Origin of the sequence: Amphibacillus sp. Q70 (assembly GCF_052055485.1) — a bacterium.
Lineage (GTDB): Bacteria > Bacillota > Bacilli > Bacillales > Amphibacillaceae > Amphibacillus.
This window is the reverse complement of sequence record NZ_CP197171.1, coordinates 2141794-2162150: the sequence shown is the minus strand read 5'-3', so window position 1 is coordinate 2162150 and position 20357 is coordinate 2141794. Positions and strand designations below refer to the sequence as shown.

Here is a 20357-nt window from a genome sequence, read left to right as displayed (position 1 = left end):
CTATTCCTCCGATTTTACTAATAAAGTGCAAATTTCATTTACAACTGGATGACTTGCTCCTATTTCATGATTAAAAAATGGCTTTAATTTATTTTCAATTGTCTTCAATTTATCTGGTGTTTGAAGACTAGACTTTAATACTTTTTGATAGTCATCAGTTGTTACATCTTCGTGCCAACCTAGATTAAGTATCCATCCTTCTCTTTCAGCATCAATGGTTGCTTGGCATTGGTTATCGGCAACAATAGTTACAACAGAGGGCAGACCGAGATAACAGCGTTCCCACATTGAAATACCTCCAGCACCGAAAGCAAGATCTGCTTCCGCAATCAGTTCAGCCATATAATCAATATTAAAGTGATACGTTGCCTTAATTCTTGCGCAAAGTTGTTTTATTTGCTCAGCCTGTCTATGACTTGATCCAATCACAACATCGATAGTTGTGTCAGCTAATGAACAGTGATCGAGGGCTTTTAAAACTTTTTCAGTTTCATTTGTTGGATCACTCCCACCATAGAAAACTAATACTTTTTTTATCGGATCATACTCACGTTGTTTGCGAATGATTTGATAAAATTCAGGACGGAGTAATAAATACTTTGGTCCTAATAATAAACGACAATATACTGGAACAAGATTCCGATAACGTAATTGAAATCCGTGATAGTAATTTTGATCAAGCAAAAGATCACAATTATGTTCTCGATTCGCCAAGTCATCTATCACCATCAATCTATAAACAGATGATTTAACAACACTTTCCCAAATACTCGATAATTGAAAATGGTCAACAATTAATAAATCAACTTGATCAAAAAACTGTTCAATCACAGCTAATGTTGCTTTTGCATCAATTCTTTCATCTGTCAGATGAGTTGGCTCAATTTGATAAACTGGATAACCCTTTTGCTCGATCTCAGACTTCATATTTCCTTCTTGTTCCTTTATAACGAAACTAAGCTGGGCCCCTTTCTGTTTAAGTTGATCAGCTAACGTTAAGCATCTTTGAACATGACCACTGCCAATTTGAATCGAGACATCTACTCGAAAAACGATTTGCATCCACACACCTCCATTGCAATTAAATATTCCTACTATTTTACTGGTTTCTGTTGAATATGCTCATTTACTTTTGCAATTTCAGGATGATTCAACAAAAAATCAACAATCGTTTCAGCACTAATTAATTTATCTTGTGTGTGCTCGGCAATTTGCATGATCATTTGATAATCTTCAATTGTATCAACCGTAATTCGTAATTCAGGATGAAGTAAATAATCAGGCGCCTGATAGGTTGAATAATTAAATAGCTCTGGATATTCATAGGCAAAGTAAGTCACATGTTCACGATGCCTTTCCTCATGACCTTTTTCAAAAATATAGGCTAGTGCTCGAAAAGAAAAAACTTCAACAATTAAGCCCCGCGTTAAATCACCCGCTACCTTTATGTAATCCACCTTGTCTTGATTCATTTGTTTAATCAATTTTTCTGCTAGATGATAATCAACAAAAGGACAATCAGCAGTTACCCGAACAATACAATCTGGCTGATAAATTTGTGCACAATCATAATAACGAGTAAGTACATCTGTTTCTGAACCACGAAAGCATGGCACATTATGCCGGTTACACCATTGCTCTACTTGATTATCTACAGATAAATCAGATGTTGCAACCACAACGTGATCAACCTGTTTTATTTGCTGACATCGTGAAACAACATGATCTAAAATAGTTGTTTGACCGAGAGATTTTAAAACTTTCCCAGGTAAACGTGACGAACCCATTCTTGCTTGAATAATAACCATTGTTTTCATCGCTCAATTTCCCCTTTAGTAATGATAAGGTCTTGTGGATAGCGTACTAAACGTAATGACTTTTTTGATTTACTAAACTGGGCCGCTGAAATATATTTCCCCTCACATACTTCTTGCAAAAACCAATAAAAACTATCAAGACCAGCGGCAACACTTAAAGTCGAAGCACCACCAAAACGTGCATTACATTCAATAAAATGAAATGTTCCTCCCTGACTCTCAATGGCTTGAAGGACGACATGACCATAAAAATCAAACTGTTTAGCAAGATGAATCGATGCTTGAGTAAGTTGTGGATGGTCGACTACTGTTGTGATTTGTGCTTCCCCATGCTCAATATAGTCACGACTTCGGACAATCGTTCCGACAACTTCATTTGAATGATTGACATACATGTCAATGCTAAATTCTTTACCAGAGTAATAGGGCTGAAAAATGGGGTTCTTAAGCTTTTGACTAAAAACGCTAGCTTCTTCACGTTCAAGATTAATGCCAAGCTGGTTTGAACCTGATCCCAAGCGTTCTTTAACAACGAAACGCTCTACCTTGATTTTATCAAGACACAATTCAGTTTTAATTGCAGGTACATGATTAGCAAAGGCATATTGATAAAACGTTAGCTTATCTAGTGTAGTCGTAATGGCTAAAGAAGAAGATACCATAACTGAGATATCATTTTTTTCCAATTGGTCCCTATAATCAGCAAAATAAACAAGCTCACCATCACGAGTTGGAATAATCGAAGATATATGATGATCTCGACAATATGTAATCAACTGATCTATGGTCAAATCAGATAATGGGGGCATTTGCCAAAAAAAATCAACAAAATATCGTCCAATCACTTGGTCATCTGTATCTGCACCATATAAACATCCCCGTGAATTAACTCGTTTTAATGCTTTTTTCACTTCTTGTAAAAGGGGCACCTTTTTTGAAATACTCGTCACCAACACATTCATTTACTATTCCTACCCATCCGTTAATTCTAGTAATGAACTAATTTTCCAATCTGCTTCAAACTCAGCTGTTACAGTAGTCCTCACATGATCTCCTATCTCTCGTACAATCCGAACTGTTTTCATACCCAATTTTTTAGCAGTTACAAAATCCTTTACTGGATTATCACCAACATACATTCCAGTTTGAGCTTTTATTTGTAACGAATTCAATACTTTTAAATAAGGGGCTGAGCTAGGCTTCCAAAAATCTGGACCTCCTAGATCATCAGAAACAACAATATGATCGATATAATGTTCAATTTTGAGTGCTTTTATTTTATGCCATTGCATGATCGATAATCCATCCGTAATTAAACCAAGCTGATTTCCCTTTTCTCTTTGAATATTTAAAAAAGCAGTAGCATCGTCATATAGTTGAATGTTAGGAACATGTTCTCGATACAATTGAACAAGCTGGTTGATTTCAACATTTTCAATTAGAAAAAAACGGCAAACTAAATCAAAAACTTTTCCTCGACCATATTGATTCCATATCTCCACCATCTTCTGATAAATAATTAACTGATCTATTCTACTTTTTGCCGCTAGAAATTTAGACACCATTAAAAAACCAGATTTTACATAGTCATGTTCACAATAGAGTGTATCATCAAGATCTAAAATAATAGTTCTGTTTTTCATTGTGGTCATTTCCTTAAATATACTTTAGTGATTGAATCGTTTGGTTTACGACTTGTAAATCTTCTTTTGTATCAATCTCCTGACAAATAAGATCAGAAATATCAATAGGGTGATATGATGTCTTATTTTGTAAGATAGCCAATTCGATAGCTTTTTCAAAAAAATCTTGCTCATTACAAAGTTCTAGTTTTTCCCTTAGAATAGCTACATCATTACTTTTTACCTTATTTATTCCCACCGCTTCACCTAAAGCTTCATCAAGGGGGATTTCCTTAGACAACAAATCGATCGTACCAGATGCATTAATCGTGTACTTTACCTCTTCTTCATCTTCTGCAGGGACCGTGTTCACAGCCACACAAGAATTTGATGCTTGAATTACTCTACTCAATACTTGCTCCTGATCAAAAAAGACATCACCATTGAGCCAAATGACATCAGAATGACCGACTGCCTCTAAACCCTTTAATAAACTCTTTGACGTATTCGTTACATGATAATCATCATTAATGACAAATGAGAGCTCTGGAAACGCCTCGATAATTAATTCCTTTTTATAACCCACCACAACAAAGATGTCCTTTTTTGCTATGTAACGTTCTAATTTTTGTACTTGATTGGCTAAAATACTTTTGCCATTTTCTAATAGAGTTAAGGCTTTCGGATGATCTTTTCCCAAACGTGTGCCCAATCCAGCTGCTAATATAATTGCTTTCATATTTGGTCTAATATCGTATTTCAATCAACAACTTTATGAAATACAATATTTTTCGCCTCCTTTTGAAATGATCATTTACCTAGATTTAATTTGTTTATAATGGTCAATTTCCATTAAGTTTTCTCGTAATAGTCTTTTAGTGAATTTTAAAGAACTAGTTCTATTTTGCTTTAACATTTCTAAATTTACTTTGGCATCTTGGTAATCAGGTTGAAGTGTAATTGCCTCATTCAGATACTTATTCGCTAAATGAACATTATGATTTTGTAACACTTCAATAACAGCTAAATTATTTTTAATTGCGGCATTGTTTGAGTAACCCATCAAAACCATTAACGTTTCTTTTACCTTACTATACTTTTTTAACAAATAGTAACTAACGGCTAATAGAAAATAGCCTTCATGATTTAAATTGCTTCCACTTAGCAACTCAATGACTTGCATCGGTTCGTTTCTCCACAAATAAGCTGCTGCAATAGCTAGATTAATATCTACTTCTCGATGTTTCTCTTTTAAGACTAATTTTAAATGATCCAAATCCAATCGCTGTAATATCTGCATAATGGATTGATTTGCCTTAGCTGTATCACTTGATAAATTATCTTGATGGATACGATAGGAAGTAAGACTTTGATCAACTATCTTAAATTTATAACCTTTTATAAAAAGACGCAGAAAAAGTTCAAAATCTTCTGCACTAGCTAAACTTGAATCAAAATGCACATCTGTCGTTTTCTTCATCATGACCAAACTTGACCAAAAATGATTTCGCTTTAACATTTCAAGGATAACATTGTCATTATTCAAGCTTTCTAGGTAACCCTTTGTTCGACCTAGACGATCACCTTTAGCATTGATCATCATACAATCATTAAAAACAAGATCAAATGTTTTTAACTCCTGATAAAGAATCTCCATCCTATTTGAAGCCTGAATATCATCAGCATCAGCTAACATAATTATATTAGCACTGCTTTGCTCAATACCCGAATTTCGAGCTTGTCCAGCCCCCAAATTATTAACATGTTGAATAAATTTAATTTTATTAGGATATTTAGCTACATAGCCTTTCACGATAGCACTCGTTTGATCAGTACTTCCATCATCTACAATAATGAATTCAAAGTCTTGAAAAGTTTGCTTTAATATACTATCAATTGCATCACCTAAGAAAAGGGCATTATTATAAGTCGGCATGATTACCGATACTTTAACCAATTTATCACCCGCTCTCTATTCTGAAGTTGAATCCAATATTTCATCGATAAATTTCCAAGCTCGATATCCTGATTGTGAATCCTGATACTGATGAAATATCTTCTTTAATGTTCTTCTTTGCTCTACAAATTTATCTACTGTAAATAATGAATTTAGCATTTCTTGCTGTAATTCCTCAATTGTATACACAATCTCACCTGGCATCCAAAATTCTATTGGATTTAAGAGAAATCCTCTATCAACTTTATATCGGTCAATATCAGGGGTAAAGAAAATGATTGGTCTATCTAGCAATAAAAAGTCAAAATAAACTGAAGAATAGTCCGTTATTAAAAGATCTGCTTCACCTAATAACTCATACAAATCGATTTTACTTTCTTTCAGAACCTTCTCATCTATTGTCTTAATATGGCTTAATTGATGATTAATCATTTGTTCCTCAGGATGTAACTTGATAAATAAATAGAAATCATTATATTCAAGAAATGTATTAAACCTTTTCAATTGCTCAAAACTCAATTGGGTAAGCAGCTGTTCATCAGTCCCATTACCCTCTCCATATGCGTTTAAACGATAGGTTGGCATGTAGAAAATATTTTTTTTATTGTTTAAATTTATATTAAAAATTGATTCCAGTCTTGCTCTGCCACCTTGTTTATCCATTAAGTCATTACGTGGATAACCAAGAATTTTATATTTATTACTCTCAACACCATAACAAGCATTAAGTAGTGTGCTTACTGTTTGGGAAGACGATACGATATAATCCAGTTTACTCCAAGCTCTATGATTTGCTTCTGCGTCTTGATAACTATAGTTGCTCATATAAGAAATACCCTTGAGCGGGATACCATGCCAAAATTGAATATTAATCTGGTTTTCAGCACACCTATAATCATGGGTGGTAATAACGATATGGCTCGTAATCATATCATAGTAATAATTTGGTGTCAGATCATTTTTTGACAATACAATGATTTCATGCTTACTTTCAATTTCCTTTGGAATCAGTTTGCTTAAAGCGAATGAATTAGAGCCTGAATGATTTTGGACTAATAAGCAGATTTTATTGCTCTGTACTGAAAAATCTCCAACACTAGTATAATCAAAATAGGAAACATGATGATGTTCATGGCTCATTTTAAATACCGCAAATGATTTAATCCCTATTTCTAATAATTGCTTCGCCATTTCCACATCATACATACTACAGATGATAATTAAATGATTCTTTTCATTTATAGCTTCCATTAAACTGATGACTTTAAGATTACAAAAATATTCATCTTGTTTGTCTGCATTATTATCAATAAAGTTTAATATTTCAAACTCATCTTTTAATTTATTAAAAGCTATTTCACCTAGAGTAGAGGCACCAAATAAATAAACCTTTTTTCTCATAGTCACATTCCCTTATCCATAGATTAGAACGATAGGTATTATACGTGTTTATATTAAATAAAAAAAATCATAAAAAGGCTCAAAGCCTAGTTCTACTAAAGACTTTTCTGCCAGAACTTTACCCGGGGTCGTCGCTGTAAAACAATAATCGAAGTCTAACTTTTTAAGAGCCTCAGGTGAATATACTTTATTATTAAGAAAATTACCTTGTTTATAGCCATCAATAAAACCGATAAAATGACAATTATTAAACCTTCTTTTGAGTATTTCCAAGGCTATTTGTCCACCCGTACCAGCCCCCCAAATGATATATGAAAAGTCTTTTGAAAAAAGCATATCGGCAAAAAAGTCCAACCTAATATTAATTAAATCTTTTAAAACGTGATGGTTTTCTGTATTTTTACTTACAATAGAAGATGGATGCATTCTATATTGCAATAACTCTTTCTGAAGATTTTGTAGAGTAAATCCTCCTTTTACTCCCCTAATCCAAAGATCATAATCTTCCGCATATTGATATTGATGAGAGTAACCATTCATCGCATTAATAAATGAACGTCTCATCATGACCGAAGGGTGACAAATTAAATTATCTCTTAACAACTGATTACTACCTATTTCTATACCATATCTTTTCTCAACTTCATTCCGTTCTGATAGATTAAAATCACCAATTCCAACAATTTTTGTTCCTAAAACATCTATATTTGGATTGTCTTCAAGATAAGATATTTGTTCTTCAAATCGATTTGCAAATGAAATATCGTCAGCATCCATTCTAGCTATATAAGTGCTATTTGATAAAGCTAGTGCCTCATTCAGAGAATAAGCAACTCCTTTGTTTTCTCTGCTTATAATCCTAATTCTATGATCTTTTTGTTGATATTTTTTAATTATATCAAGGGAATCATCTATTGAGCCATCATCTATAAGATAAAAATCAAACTGTGAAAAAGTTTGTGTTAAAATACTTTCAATACTTTCGGCTAAATACTCACTAGCATTATAGACAGGCATAATAACTGATAAGATTGGCAATTTTCCTTACTCCTTTACTAAAAATTAATTTAACATTAATTGTTCAATCCTACTCCATATTCGTTCAGCTGAATGACCATCTGTAAAAGTATGAAATATTTTCAATAGTTTTGTTCTCTCTTCTAAATATAAATCATGGTTGCTTAATAAATTCAGCAATTCCCTTTGTAAATTTAACTGATCAATCACTTTGGGGCCTGGTGTATACTCCTCATATGGATTAAGAATTAACCCACGAGTGTTCATATAATCTTCTAAGTCTGTTGGTGTGAATAACATCGGTCTATTCAATAATAAAAAATCTATATAGATAGAAGAGTAATCCGTAATCAGCAAATCAACTGCATTTAATATTTGGTATAAATCGATTCCTTCTCTAAATAACATTTGGTCATCAAGAAAATAAATCTGATCACTTACCATTGCTTGACTATACTGTACTTCTTCAAGGGGATGTAGTTTGGTAACAAAAACAATATCATTTTCCTTCAAAAAATCAGTAAAGTACTCTAAATTAAAAACATCAAAACCAAAAATATTAGCAGAATTTTTATTTCCTGAGTTTTCTCCTAATGTGGTAGATTTTCGATAAGTTGGCATATAAAACACAATTTTCTTTGATTGAATATCATCAGTCTGTAAAGCCTTTGCAAGAAGTTCTCTCCCATTTGAGGAATATAGAAAGTCATTCCTTGGTAATCCAGTGATTGAAAAATTGTGCTTAGGAACAGAAAAACACTCACCCATTACCCCATTATAAAGTTCAGAATAAGAAGCTATCTGATCAAATATATTCCAATTTTCTTTTTGAGGGGAGGTTTTAACTTTTGTACCCAAAGCCTTTAGTGGAAACCCATGCCATAACTGATAAAAAATATTTTTTTCTGTCTTGAAATTAGGTGACCTGACATCAAATACAAGTAATTTATTTTTAATGACTTCTTTAAAAAAATGATAGTCATGAAAAAAATGATCTGATTGACATAATGTAATATTATATTTATCTTTTATTCGCTCAGGCATTAGTTTATATAGAGCCAGAATATTAGAACCAGAATTTGATGTCGTGATTAGGCAAATACTTTGGTCATTAACTTGCTCCGTTACTTCATTTGAAAAATAGTATTCATTAAATCGGTATTCTAGAGAAGTAGGATCTTTATAATAAACAGCGAAAGTATGAATTCCGAGCGAAATTAATTGTTGAGCAATTTCAAGTGTGTACATACTTGTTATTATCACTAAAGCATCTTTTTGCTTATTTAATTCTTGTGGAGAAATTATTTCGACACCAAGCCATTTTTTATTAATTTTTTTAGGATCATTATCACAAAAATATAATATCTTATATGTATTTTTTAATTTTATAAAAGCTTTTTTTCCCATTTCAGAGGCGCCAAATAAGATAACTTGTTTATTTTTCATACGTCCTCCTTCTTAAATCATCTTTTATCTTCTGCCAATTCCAGAAATAAAATGCTCGAATTCTATAAATTTAGCAGTTTCCAATTGTTTTTTTATTTCTTCGTAATACATACTCGCAATTAGAATATAAATCTGATCTTTCTTTTCTTTATTTAATACAGCAGGGGAATAAATTCCTTTATCTATGTTCCATTTTTTTCTATCATTATCTATATAATAGGATATGTTTAAATTTAAATCTTTGATCTTTTCACTTACTAATTTAGCTGCCTGACCTGTTCCAAATACAACCAATTTGCGTTGATCGATTTTTTCTTTTTCAGCAGGTACAAAGTCTTTCCAAAAACTCTTTCTACAATATCTTTCATACTCATATTGATGGGGATGTAAACATAAATAATGCCATGGTTTCGATTCATCGTTGAAATGTATAATTGCCGGATTTTTAATAGCATCTATACGTTCATTTCTAGAAATCCCTTCATTCGCAGTATGATTCGAAAATAATGAGGAACGTTGATTCCATCTTTGACTTAACTTATACCATGGCTTGTTATAGAGAATAGCGTTAAACGCATCTTGGTCATGTAAAGCGATCTTATGAGAATTAGCCATCAAATAATCATAGGATTGCTGTGAAATATTCTCTGATTTCCACAAAGGTAAATTAATGACCATTACTCCTGAATTAAAATGTAATGTATCTGATGGTAAACCCATCACTTTATTTTTCGAATAGTATGGGGCTGGTACCGCTGCTAAAATAAAATGATCAATAGACACATTCCATAATTGACTAATATCTTCTTTAACAATTAAGTCACAATCTAAGAATATGATCTTTTTTAGATTTTTAGGAAGTAAGTCTGGAATCGATAGTTTAAGATAAACCGTGTGAGTCATATTTTTCCGCAAACCAAATGATTGATATTTATTTAAATTGGCTTGTAAAAAGTAAATTCCCGCACGATATTTTTTTACTGTTTGCCTTAATTTATCTTTATTTTCATGACTAATATTATTTTCTATAATATATATATCAATATCATTCCTAACAGTATTTTCGAATAATGAAGTTAACATTATTCCTAAATGTTGAGCGTATTTATCATCACAGACACTTACTATATTCATAGCAAAACTCCTCAATAGTTCATTAACCCTATCATCAAATTCATAGCAATTAAGCAATAAATTATAGCTGTTTTATTTTTAGTTACTGGTGACTCACCCCAGTCGGATAACACCGCGACATTCATCCTACTTGTTAGAAGTGATATGAAAACCTTGAAAATAAAAGATCGTTTTTGACGTGCGATATATTGCTACTAAAACCTTACTTGCTCTGCTGAACAAGTTAAAATATAGACTTTAACAATCCTAGCTATTAACTTAAATTACGGATAAAATATTTACTCATTTGATTTAAGGAATATTGTACATGCCACTATTTATTTACTAAAGTACAAAGTTCATCGACCGTCAACCATTCTTCATTTAAATGACTTACATAAGCAAAACCGTCTGGTAATGACTTACCGCCATTTGTATTTGTATTACTCCACCATGTAAACTCTGGCTGAATCACATAATAGGTTGAATATTCGAGTGTACGTCGTGCATCATCTTCGGTTATCATCACTTCATGAAGCTTCTCACCAGGCCTGATGCCTACAATGTCTATTTCACATTCAGGCCCCATTGCATGAGCTAAATCGGTTATCGTCATACTTGGGATTTTGGGTACAAATATTTCCCCACCTTGCATTCTTTCAAAGCTTTCCATGACAAATCGAACACCTTGTTCAAGGGTAATCCAAAACCGTGTCATTCTTTCATCAGTAATTGGTAATCGACCCGTTTCTTTCATTCTCTTAAAATAGGGCACAACACTGCCTCTACTTCCAACAACATTACCGTAGCGAACAACTGAAAAACGTGTTTTTTTATCACCAGCATATGAATTACCAGCAATAAATAACTTATCTGAGGCTAATTTTGTAGCACCATATAAATTTGTCGGAGCGGCAGCTTTATCAGTACTTAGAGCAACTACCTTTTGAACACCTTTGTCAATTGCTGCTTCAATAATATTTTGTGCGCCATGAATATTCGTTTTAACAGCTTCGAAGGGATTATATTCACATGCATCTACATGTTTCATAGCTGCAGCATGAACAACATAGTCAACATTATCAAAAGCCCTATATAACCGCTCTTTATCACGTACATCTCCAATGAAAAACCTTAAACGCTCATCTTTAAATTCCTGCTTCATCTCATATTGTTTCAGTTCGTCACGACTAAAAATAATAATCTTTTTTGCCTTTGTTTCTAGCATTCTTTTAGTGAATTCCTGACCGAATGAGCCGGTACCACCTGTTATAAGTATGGTTTTATCCTCAAAGTACATCTTTTGCCTACCTCTTTCCATTACTTCAATCAGTTTGATAAAGAACTATCAGTAATTAATAAAATCTCATAAAGTGAAACTTCGTTCAGTGAGAGTTTTCTTTATCTCCACTGAATGTTAGCGCCACAAGGGCATGTACCTAAAGGTATGGCCAAAAAACGGCCTCCCTAAAGGTCCTTGCACCAATCGGGCTGTTACTGGCTGTTGGATCACATACATAGAAATGACGTGTTTTCATATTTCTTCAATTGGCAAATCTTAAGGCGCATAAAAAGTGCTAGTGCCGACAATGGTTACAAATCTTATTGGGTCGAGTAACCGCACTCAGGAAAACTACGGAGCATTTATACCGCAAGAATAGCTATCTTTCTTATTTTGAGTCCCAGTCTCAGGACGTGATGTTTTTGTCAGCAAGCTAGTTACACTGCGATAAAATACTTATCAATGTATGAGTTACTATCATAATTTATTTAAAATCAAATCAGTATGAAGTTTTTCATTTCTTTTTAATAATTCTAATAAACTTTCCTTTGTAAGTTTTACACATTTTTGATCAGATAATATGCTAACTCTAAAGTATCTTGTAAGAAAGGTAACATAATTCTCTATATTTACTTTTTGCTCCCTTAAAAATTGGTTGTCTATTTCAACATAACCAAGAATATCCTTACCACATTGTATTATTTTTGACATCCCTCTTAATACTTCAAATTCAAATCCTTCTACATCAATTTTAAATAGAACCTTTTCACCCGGTATATTTGTTGTACTGATTAATTCATCTATAGTAATTGATTCAATTTTTAAATGATCATAGTCCTCAGAGTTTTTTTGAGAAGCCTTAAGCACTCCTGACTTTCCTGACCAGGATCGATCGATATAAAAATCATGATTATCTTTCTTTTCAAAGGAGGCTATGGCATTTACAATTTCAAATTGATCTGCATTTGGATGAAGAGTCTTTGAATATTCAATATATTTGATCAAATTAGGATTAGCTTCAATTCCTATAATTTTTGTATCTTTATTATATTTTGTTGCAAATAGAGCCTCTCCATAATTAACACCTACATCAATGACTATATCTGGATTAAATTCATTAACTGCCTTTGTCCAAAAAGTATTTAAGTTTTGTTGATTTTTATTTTGTTTAGTAACTAACCAAAGTCCTCTTCTATCTGAAAGGTTAATAAGTATACCTGTAGGGTCATTTTTTATTAAAATAGGTGAATCTCTTAATTCTCCGGTAGTTCCAAAAAAATCTTGATTTACTATTAACCCCATATTTCTTAACTGTGTACTGACTTCATTAATAAACTCTGTTGTAATTAAAATTATATATGAGTCTTTCTTTTCACGTTTAATGACTGCAGGAGCTAAAACGGATTTATCCAGTACTTTGGTTTCCCACTTATTTTTATCATTATCAATAAAATAGGCTATGTCTAACCCTCTATTCAAAAGCGATTCATAAGCTTGGATCCCACCCTGGGATGCACCAAATAAAATAATCTTTTTTTCATTTAATAATTCCACAGAGGTTCCTCCCTAAAAGTATCCATCAACTTTTTTATAATGAGTTTCAGTATCCAACTTTGGGCATATAACTTACTTACAATAGCTTTAAGGAGCGAACATGACTTTCAGTTATATTTTACTCATCTTTTAATTTTCTACTATTATCAAGTATAGAGGTTATATTATTATTTAAAATTCTATCCATTTTATCTACAAGCATTTAAATATTGCTTAATCATTCCTGATTCACACAAGCGGTTTGATAATTCATGACCACCAGTCTCAAACTCAATAAGATTGACATTTTCAAAATCTTTTAATCTTTCTGCGTGAATCTTATCAATCGGATTATCGTTTGCATAGTAAATATTAACTTTAAAATCATTAATTGTTTTCTTATCAATATTAAAAAGGATTTTGAGGTCAAGATATGAGCTATTTTGATTATAACTGAAATTTAATTTAGCAATATCACTGTTCCACCTATTATCATTGAATATCTTCCTATTCTTATCGTCCAAAAAGGTCTGCGGTACAAAAGCATTTACCACGTCGACCTTTTGAATAAGCTTTCCCATAAGTAAAGCGATATATCCACCCATTGATATCCCCAACAATTCTACCTTTTTTGCTTTTGACCTTATCATTAATTCTTCAATATAGTCTTTTAAATCATCAATACAGCTAACTTGATTAATACTAGATAATCCATTAACATACCATTTCCTACTCATATCTCTTATGAATATAATTTTCTTACCCATTGTACCACTTTCAATTAAAAACTTAGAAACAGGCATCCCAAGTGCTCCACCTAATCCACCAAAAGCGATGACTAAAGTGTCGTTATTAGGCGTGAAATCTACTATAACACTCTTGCTCTTATCATCTAAATAATTAGCAAGAAACTTCTTATGACTAGAATCGATATAGATTTCAGGTGAATCATTTAATCCTCTTAATTTATCAAGAGTGTATTGATAAGTAGTGACTAGTTGTTTGACAGAATTCAATAATGGGACAAGTGCCTTTTCAAGATAATACTCAATGTTCTCCGATTTTGATAAATCCGTATTTGCTTGTACTCTGGTAAAGTGCTGAATCTCATTAAATAAAACTGGGTAAATCAAGTGATGATAAGACCTATCTTTAAATAATATGTGCAACATTTGCTGAATTTTCACAAAAGAATTTGAAGATTTTTTTATTGAATCTACTGTTTGATATTTACCTAATTGATGATTTATTTTTTTCAATTGTCCTTCTACAAAAGAGAATGCTTTTTCCAATGTTCTTAAATCTTCAGCGTCTCGTTTTTTATTTAACTGCTTAGCAAGAAACGTAATAGATGTCTGATCATCTGTCAATTTTATTAATTCTTTCTCTACATCTTTTTCATTTTTATATGGAATACCTGCAATTTTAGCACCGTAAAATGATAAGTTAAAAATATCAAAGGAGGTATATTGTTTGACCAACTCTTCAATAAACTGTTTCATCATATTTAACTTTTTATTCGTTTCCACCATTTGTCCTGCATTATTCTCTACCTGTTCTACTCTAATTTTGTGTTCTTCTAACAGTTTTCCATCTTCATTTGATGGATACACATCTGTTGCTTGATATTGCTCACCAATAAAACACAAATCTTGTCCTACTAAATAAACTGCTCTAACATCCAGTTTATAAAGTAAATCTAGGCAAACAGCTGTAATCGTTGGTCCATCATTAATGATTTCCCTTGGTTTATTTTTCTTTAAATATAACGACATTTGATCTTGTGAAATCGTCATATGTACTTTGGGACCTTTATATTCAGCAGGAATCTTGGGATGAATCGTTGTGCCGAATATCAATGGTACATCCAAAGTTAACGAAGGCTGCAAATTTTTATAATTCCCTTCATTCGGATCATAGGATATGATGAAGTCTGGTTCAATCCCTTGTTTGGTGAGAAAATTAATACTCGTTCCTGCAGCTATAATCAATGCGTTACTTTTCTCCTTAATGTGTTTAAGAAATGAAGTATAGTCTTTAAGTGACGGACCTGACGCAACTAATATTACACTTTTATCAGAAAATTCATTCTTATATTTCATAATATTTTCTGTTTCCTGAATGATAGGTAAATTTTCTAAGACATTCATTTGCCACTTTTCGCCGTATACAGCATGTGCATTAAGTGCTAACTGATAATCTGTTACTGTTTTTTTAAATAATTCTAAAAGATACTGAAATTCATTTTTATATAATCTTTGGTATTTAGGTATATTAAGAAATTTCCAATCTTTATTAACTTTATTTAATACACTATTAAAAAATAAAGTAATTTTATTTTCATCAAAACCTACTAAAAGATTCTCAATGTTCTCTAAATAGGTCTGTTCCTCTAAAAGTGAAAAATAAGTGATAGCGACATCTAGATTCGGTTCAATAATATGTAATTTGACACTCGGAAACCTCTCACACAATGCTTCAGCATGATAGCCTAAACCCAAGCCAAATAAAATAACATGAGTAGGTTGTTCATCAATTGTCGATACCCATCTTTCAACTTCTTCAATTGGATTAAACTTACTATATAAATAAACCAACCTGCCATCTTGTTTTACTGATAAAACTTTTTCATCTACCTTTTTTGCTTTTGAAATTTGAACATTCAAATTGTCAGTATTAATGCTGTCAATTTCTTCAGCTATTTGCGGATAATACTGCAAAGCATTTTTATAAGCTAATTCTTTAGAAATTTGAAACATAAGTCTATTGCAGCTCCAATGCTAAAAGTTCACTTTTATACTGATCTAACCATGGTAGCCACTCGTAATTTAATAAATCTGCACAATCTGCCTTATCATTTGCCTCTAAGACTTCCATAAGTTCTTTCAGCATCTCGTCATGACTTTCTAGTATTTTTTCTAAATTTAAGTTAATAGCTACATTTAGTAAATATTCAATTCCTTCAATTAAATTATACAATTTTTCATCTAATGGTTTATTATCATATGTGTGGTATAATTTTTCAATCACATTTGGCAAATTTGTTTCAAGTTGAATGATATATTCCGAAGCTGTCTCTTTCATTTCTTTTAACACCACTATTAATTCCTCAGTTACTAGTTTTAACTGAGCATCTGTATCAGCATTCAATTTTATTTCCTGAAACCAATTACCAGTTATACTTTCACCATTAAATATATATTGACTAGAAATAATTCGCTTTTTATCTTCTAATTGTTTTTCAATTTCATCAGCAATGATATTTTCGTCTTTAGAATCTATTACAAATTGTTGGTCTATATAAACTTTCATTCAATCACCTCATTAATCATTGTAACTATTATATCGACAAAAATCTTTATAATTTTATGATATCAGACAAATCGTTTAAAAAACCTAACTTATTACCAAAACCGTCTGATGAAAGTCTATGTTTTACTTCTACTATTAGAAATAAATGTATATTTACGATAACACAAAAATATTCAATATAAAAAGCCACCTGTTTCCAGATGACTTTTTAAAGTATTGATTATTGTAATAATTGTAATACACCTTGAGGTGTTTGGTTAGCTTGTGCCAACATAGATTGTGAAGCTTGAGTAAGGATGTTGTTCTTAGTGAAGTCCATCATTTCTTTCGCCATATCTACGTCACGAATACGTGATTCAGCAGCTGTTAAGTTTTCTTGTGAAGCACCTAAGTTGTTGATTGTGTGCTCAAGACGGTTTTGTACCGCACCTAATTTAGCTCTTTCGTCAGATACAGTAGTAAGTGCTCCATCAACAAGTTCTAATACCTCATCAATTGCTGCACCAATAGCGTCACTATCAAGTCCTTCTGCACCGAAAGCTTCTACATCAATAGCGGATACATCTCCGCCTAAGATTGTCGCAGCACTCATGTCACCAATTTCAATAGCTAATTGCTGACCCTGGTTCGCACCGATTTGTAGTGAACCTGAGAAACTGCCATCTAATAGTGTCTTACCATTAAATTCTGTACGGTCAGAAATACCTTTTGAACCATCTTCGCCGCCCAGTTCTTCAATTAAATCATTAATTTCATTTTGAATAGCTCCTAGTTCGTCTCCACCTTGTGTCGCTTCGTTACCAGCTTGGACAACTAGTTCACGCATACGTTGAAGGATTGCATGTGTTTCAGTTAATGCACCTTCAGCTGTTTGGATTAAAGAAATACCATCTTGTGAGTTCTTTGAAGCCATTTCAAGACCACGGATTTGACCACGCATTTTTTCAGAGATAGCAAGACCTGCTGCGTCATCTCCAGCACGGTTAATACGAAGACCTGAAGATAGTTTTTCTAATGAGCTTTGAACATTATTTGTGTTACCTGTTAGTTGGCGGTGTGTGTTTAACGCCGCAATGTTGTGATTAATTCTCATGATAAAATTCCTCCTTGAGTGATATATAATAATGCCACATCCTTGTGGCAAGCACAGAATAAAAGCGGCCGTCTTTTATTCTGTTATTTGCTTACACTATTACTATCGGACCATTTTTAATAATGTTTAATCTTTTTTTATTTTTTTTAGAAAAAAGTCGTTTTCGCTCGTTTTTACTTGCACATGGTTATGCTGACTTCGACATTCCAACGAATCGTTGTGGTAAGAGAGTAGGGATTTAGGACTGTGACCACTCGTTCGTTCCACCTAAAAGATTTAGAACTCAGAATAAGAAATACACTTATTCTTGCGATGTAAATGTCTCACACTCACAGCCTCCCTTAGTGTAATTACTCGTCTCATTAAAAGCTCCTGATGCTGTGATTACTTGCCCCACCTAAAAGATCTGCTAGGGTTTTATTCTTTCCTAGCGTTTAATAAGTTTAGTAAGTCATCTGGGTTATTTAAGGCTTGTTTATTCTCTTGTTGGATTTCTAAATAAACTTCCTTCCGGTGGACATCAATCTCTTTTGGGGCAGAAATACCTAATTTGATTTGGTCACCTTCAACCCCAACAATCTTGATTTCAATATCTTCTCCAATTTGAATCGCTTCGTTTAATCGACGGGTAAGGACAAGCATAGTTAAACCCCCCGTTCCTGAACTGGAGTTATCGGTGTCTGTGTTGAATAACTTTTATTATTAGTGATGTATTGTTTAGCTAACCGTTTGGTATGGTTGATAATAATCGGCGCTTGTAGATTGATGGTACTGTCAGAAAATTTTTCCTTTAATGTCATAATTCCAAGTATGCTAACATCTCGCTCCGATTCAATCTCAAGTAGTTCCAGTGTTGTGTCATCAATTTTTATCTCATAATCTTGATAGAGTTCAAGCGGTGGCATCACGATAAAAGCAATGCTTGCTTCAGTAATTGATTGTAAAACTAAAAAGGTTGGATTGTCGGGGATGTTGATTAAAGTAAAGCTTTTCTGATCTGGAAAACCTGGCAGTCCATTGGGAAATTTGATTATTTCAGCTTCTGCAATCGTAACATCGCCAAAGTATTTTGTTTGTATATTCATTATTCAAACCCTTCTTTTAAATTGACATTTCAAATTGAAAATTACGGAAGACAAGATCTTCAAAATCGATGATTAAGTCATTTTCTTGTCTGATTCCTGTTGTGACCCTTCCCGGTGTATAGGTCATGATTGGTTTATTCGGGGTATTACGGATTACTGGTTGATCAATCTCAACGCGGATATCGACTTCGGCTGGCTGATAATCGGTCTTAACAGAAAACACTGACGGAATCCAGCCAATATTAAATGATTTCTGAGGCTTATAAGCATTTTGGACAGCTTGAGTGATTAATGGTTGCCCACCATCTTCAATTCGCATTTGCTCGTCACCTTCTCTTCTTCGCCTGGCGATACCCTCCATCACTTTTTGATAGCCTTGTCGAGCAAAGTCTTCATGTGATTGCTTAGCACTTCTCAAACCAGCATCATACCATGCTTGTGATTGATCGATGGTTAGTCGTGATGGGCTTGTCCGAATCGATAGATCAGCTTGTCCTTGATGGATTTCTTGGGTTGCTTTTGGTTGTTGAATCTCTTGTCTAGCATGATCAGTCTGAATCGAGATTAACGCCGGCTGTGACTGAAGCCGGACTTGTGGGACACGCATCTGATCACTTCCTAACTTAAGTAATAGAGATGTTTTTAATGGTTTTAACTATAATTATAGTTAAAGAGCTAAGTCAGCTATCTGACAAAGCTCTTTAGCTCACGTCAAGGATACTCTTTATCCTTACTCTATTGATTTGATCTTACCTTAGAAAATCTAACAATGTAGGTTGTAAGACGCGTGACCCTGCACTTAATGAAGCACGGTGGATCGTTTCCTGCATCGTTAAATTCATGATCACTTCGACAATATCAGCATCTTCATTATCAGACATCATATCTTCTGCACTGATGGCCTGATTCCCTAAGCGATTTTCAATTAGATCAACACGATTCATTCGTGCACCAACTTCGGCATGGTGGTTTAATGTGTTATTTAAATGCCCTTCAATGATGCCAAGGTGGCTTCCGATATCTTCGTCTGGAATATTGTCATCATTTAAATCATTAGCTAAATCTTGTAGTTCATTAAAGAAGTCCTCAGAAAAGACATTAGTGGGATCTGAATTCACTTTAAATCTTACGCCAGGGGAAATTTCAATTAAAACGTCCTCTGTGTTGTCTGATACTTCAAATATTATATCACCTTCATCATTTGTCTTTCTAGCAAAAGGAGGTGTCAGGTTGTCATCATCATCCATTTTTCCATTGGTACCTGTTCCATTAAATAAATATTTATCATTGACACGTGTATTGGCAAGATTGACTAATTGATCAATAAGTTGATCAACTTCCTTCCCAATATTCGAACGATCATCCCCATCATAGGTTCCATTACTAGCTTGAACAGTTAGATCATTAATTTTATGCATAATCAACGTGGCTTCTCCCATTGCTTCATCCGTATTGTCAATCCAATTATGAACTTCACTTAAGTTCCGTTGGTATTGTTCGATATTAGAAAGCTGTGAACGATAGTTCATCCCTTTCATCGCGACAACTGGATCATCAGATGGTCTAGTAATCTTTTTACCTGTTGAAAATTGATTCATATATTTGCTTAAGTTGCCATAGCTATTGCTAATGTTCTTAAGCATATTGTTTGAAATCATTCCTTGTGATACGCGCATTTA

19 protein-coding genes are annotated in these 20357 nt (G+C 33.0%); all 19 read right to left on the bottom strand.

The annotated features are described in order from the left end of the window. The 19 genes from pseG to flgL all read right to left on the bottom strand — a co-directional run bounded on the left by pseG (position 1) and on the right by flgL (position 20354). A complete protein-coding gene (pseG, locus tag ACS127_RS09455; RefSeq protein WP_440894794.1) occupies positions 1–1062 on the bottom strand; it encodes a UDP-2,4-diacetamido-2,4,6-trideoxy-beta-L-altropyranose hydrolase in 1062 nt (353 codons plus the stop codon). A 32-nt stretch (positions 1063–1094) separates the two neighbouring features. Further along, positions 1095–1817: a cytidylyltransferase domain-containing protein gene (locus ACS127_RS09450; RefSeq protein WP_440894793.1), complete on the bottom strand. Its 723-nt coding sequence runs from the start codon at positions 1815–1817 to the stop codon at positions 1095–1097. Further along, positions 1814–2779, bottom strand: a complete 966-nt coding sequence (locus ACS127_RS09445) for an ATP-grasp domain-containing protein (RefSeq protein WP_440894792.1) — start codon at positions 2777–2779, stop codon at positions 1814–1816. The genes ACS127_RS09450 and ACS127_RS09445 overlap by 4 nt, the downstream gene beginning before the upstream one ends. Before the next feature lie 9 nt (positions 2780–2788). Further along, on the bottom strand, positions 2789–3460 hold the full coding sequence (locus tag ACS127_RS09440; protein WP_440894791.1) for an HAD family hydrolase: 672 nt from the start codon (positions 3458–3460) through the stop codon (positions 2789–2791). A gap of 13 nt (positions 3461–3473) precedes the next feature. Next, on the bottom strand, positions 3474–4178 hold the full coding sequence (locus tag ACS127_RS09435) for an NTP transferase domain-containing protein (protein ID WP_440894790.1): 705 nt from the start codon (positions 4176–4178) through the stop codon (positions 3474–3476). A 75-nt stretch (positions 4179–4253) separates the two neighbouring features. Further along, complete coding sequence (locus tag ACS127_RS09430) at positions 4254–5396, bottom strand: glycosyltransferase family 2 protein (RefSeq protein WP_440894789.1); 1143 nt, start codon at positions 5394–5396, stop codon at positions 4254–4256. A 15-nt stretch (positions 5397–5411) separates the two neighbouring features. Beyond that, on the bottom strand, positions 5412–6797 hold the full coding sequence (locus ACS127_RS09425; RefSeq protein WP_440894788.1) for a CDP-glycerol glycerophosphotransferase family protein: 1386 nt from the start codon (positions 6795–6797) through the stop codon (positions 5412–5414). A gap of 48 nt (positions 6798–6845) precedes the next feature. Further along, positions 6846–7835 carry a glycosyltransferase gene (locus ACS127_RS09420; RefSeq protein ID WP_440894787.1) on the bottom strand — a complete coding sequence of 330 codons (990 nt, stop codon included), beginning with the start codon at positions 7833–7835 and terminating at the stop codon, positions 6846–6848. 24 nt (positions 7836–7859) lie between these two features. Continuing rightward, positions 7860–9260 (bottom strand): CDP-glycerol glycerophosphotransferase family protein, encoded by a 1401-nt coding sequence (locus tag ACS127_RS09415; protein ID WP_440894786.1) that lies wholly within the window; start codon positions 9258–9260, stop codon positions 7860–7862. Positions 9261–9284: 24 nt separating this feature from the next. After that, entirely contained in the window at positions 9285–10394 is a 1110-nt protein-coding gene (locus ACS127_RS09410) for a glycosyltransferase family 8 protein (protein ID WP_440894785.1), read from the bottom strand. A gap of 313 nt (positions 10395–10707) precedes the next feature. Then, positions 10708–11673 (bottom strand): UDP-N-acetylglucosamine 4,6-dehydratase (inverting), encoded by a 966-nt coding sequence (gene pseB, locus ACS127_RS09405; RefSeq protein WP_440894784.1) that lies wholly within the window; start codon positions 11671–11673, stop codon positions 10708–10710. Between the two features lie 459 nt (positions 11674–12132). Then, positions 12133–13209: an FkbM family methyltransferase gene (locus ACS127_RS09400; RefSeq protein WP_440894783.1), complete on the bottom strand. Its 1077-nt coding sequence runs from the start codon at positions 13207–13209 to the stop codon at positions 12133–12135. A gap of 188 nt (positions 13210–13397) precedes the next feature. After that, complete coding sequence (locus ACS127_RS09395; RefSeq protein ID WP_440894782.1) at positions 13398–15947, bottom strand: 6-hydroxymethylpterin diphosphokinase MptE-like protein; 2550 nt, start codon at positions 15945–15947, stop codon at positions 13398–13400. Between the two features lie 4 nt (positions 15948–15951). After that, a complete protein-coding gene (locus ACS127_RS09390) occupies positions 15952–16500 on the bottom strand; it encodes a hypothetical protein (protein WP_440894781.1) in 549 nt (182 codons plus the stop codon). 220 nt (positions 16501–16720) lie between these two features. Next, positions 16721–17593, bottom strand: a complete 873-nt coding sequence (gene hag, locus ACS127_RS09385) for a flagellin Hag (RefSeq protein WP_440894780.1) — start codon at positions 17591–17593, stop codon at positions 16721–16723. A 417-nt stretch (positions 17594–18010) separates the two neighbouring features. Continuing rightward, complete coding sequence (csrA, locus tag ACS127_RS09380) at positions 18011–18235, bottom strand: carbon storage regulator CsrA (RefSeq protein ID WP_440894779.1); 225 nt, start codon at positions 18233–18235, stop codon at positions 18011–18013. 2 nt (positions 18236–18237) lie between these two features. Next, on the bottom strand, positions 18238–18678 hold the full coding sequence (gene fliW / locus ACS127_RS09375; RefSeq protein WP_440894778.1) for a flagellar assembly protein FliW: 441 nt from the start codon (positions 18676–18678) through the stop codon (positions 18238–18240). A 16-nt stretch (positions 18679–18694) separates the two neighbouring features. Next, on the bottom strand, positions 18695–19285 hold the full coding sequence (locus ACS127_RS09370) for a DUF6470 family protein (RefSeq protein ID WP_440894777.1): 591 nt from the start codon (positions 19283–19285) through the stop codon (positions 18695–18697). Positions 19286–19427: 142 nt separating this feature from the next. Continuing rightward, positions 19428–20354 (bottom strand): flagellar hook-associated protein FlgL, encoded by a 927-nt coding sequence (gene flgL, locus ACS127_RS09365; RefSeq protein ID WP_440894776.1) that lies wholly within the window; start codon positions 20352–20354, stop codon positions 19428–19430. Positions 20355–20357: the final 3 nt, after the last annotated feature.

Excerpts from the sequence above, each read along its gene's own strand:
- pseG (WP_440894794.1), bottom strand. The coding sequence starts at position 1,062 with ATGCAAATCGTTTTTCGAGTAGATGTCTCGATTCAAATTGGCAGTGGT.
- ACS127_RS09450 (WP_440894793.1), bottom strand. The coding sequence starts at position 1,817 with ATGAAAACAATGGTTATTATTCAAGCAAGAATGGGTTCGTCACGTTTA.
- ACS127_RS09445 (WP_440894792.1), bottom strand. The coding sequence starts at position 2,779 with ATGAATGTGTTGGTGACGAGTATTTCAAAAAAGGTGCCCCTTTTACAA.
- ACS127_RS09440 (WP_440894791.1), bottom strand. The coding sequence starts at position 3,460 with ATGAAAAACAGAACTATTATTTTAGATCTTGATGATACACTCTATTGT.
- ACS127_RS09435 (WP_440894790.1), bottom strand. The coding sequence starts at position 4,178 with ATGAAAGCAATTATATTAGCAGCTGGATTGGGCACACGTTTGGGAAAA.
- ACS127_RS09425 (WP_440894788.1), bottom strand. The coding sequence starts at position 6,797 with ATGAGAAAAAAGGTTTATTTATTTGGTGCCTCTACTCTAGGTGAAATA.
- ACS127_RS09415 (WP_440894786.1), bottom strand. The coding sequence starts at position 9,260 with ATGAAAAATAAACAAGTTATCTTATTTGGCGCCTCTGAAATGGGAAAA.
- ACS127_RS09410 (WP_440894785.1), bottom strand. The coding sequence starts at position 10,394 with ATGAATATAGTAAGTGTCTGTGATGATAAATACGCTCAACATTTAGGA.
- pseB (WP_440894784.1), bottom strand. The coding sequence starts at position 11,673 with ATGTACTTTGAGGATAAAACCATACTTATAACAGGTGGTACCGGCTCA.
- ACS127_RS09395 (WP_440894782.1), bottom strand. The coding sequence starts at position 15,947 with ATGTTTCAAATTTCTAAAGAATTAGCTTATAAAAATGCTTTGCAGTAT.
- ACS127_RS09390 (WP_440894781.1), bottom strand. The coding sequence starts at position 16,500 with ATGAAAGTTTATATAGACCAACAATTTGTAATAGATTCTAAAGACGAA.
- hag (WP_440894780.1), bottom strand. The coding sequence starts at position 17,593 with ATGAGAATTAATCACAACATTGCGGCGTTAAACACACACCGCCAACTA.
- csrA (WP_440894779.1), bottom strand. The coding sequence starts at position 18,235 with ATGCTTGTCCTTACCCGTCGATTAAACGAAGCGATTCAAATTGGAGAA.
- fliW (WP_440894778.1), bottom strand. The coding sequence starts at position 18,678 with ATGAATATACAAACAAAATACTTTGGCGATGTTACGATTGCAGAAGCT.
- ACS127_RS09370 (WP_440894777.1), bottom strand. The coding sequence starts at position 19,285 with ATGCGTGTCCCACAAGTCCGGCTTCAGTCACAGCCGGCGTTAATCTCG.
- flgL (WP_440894776.1), bottom strand. The coding sequence starts at position 20,354 with ATGCGCGTATCACAAGGAATGATTTCAAACAATATGCTTAAGAACATT.